General features: G+C 42.7%; 1 protein-coding gene. It reads left to right on the top strand.

Annotated features, from left to right (window positions below):
• The coding region (locus ACYQ2O_RS13620; protein WP_459796868.1) for a cyclodeaminase/cyclohydrolase family protein at positions 1–255 on the top strand (255 nt) is incomplete at both ends.

Raw genomic sequence — 255 nt, 5'->3', positions numbered from 1 at the left:
CAGAAAGACAAGAAGGCCTATGCTGATTATTCAGAAGAGATTACACAGGCTCTGGAAGCGTCACATGATTTGAGAAAAGCATTTGAACAGCTGGCAAAAGATGATGCAGTTGCTTTTGAGCCTGTTCTGATGGCATACAAGCTGCCCAAAGGTAATGAAGATGAAAAAGAAAGACGCCAGAAAGAAATTCAGAAAGCTATTAGAGGCGCTGCTCAGCCACCTCTTGAGATGCTTGAAAAAAGTCACGACTTGATC

The sequence above is a fragment of the Alkalibacterium sp. m-11 genome, assembly GCF_054658155.1.
This window is presented reverse-complemented; position numbering and strand designations above follow the sequence as displayed.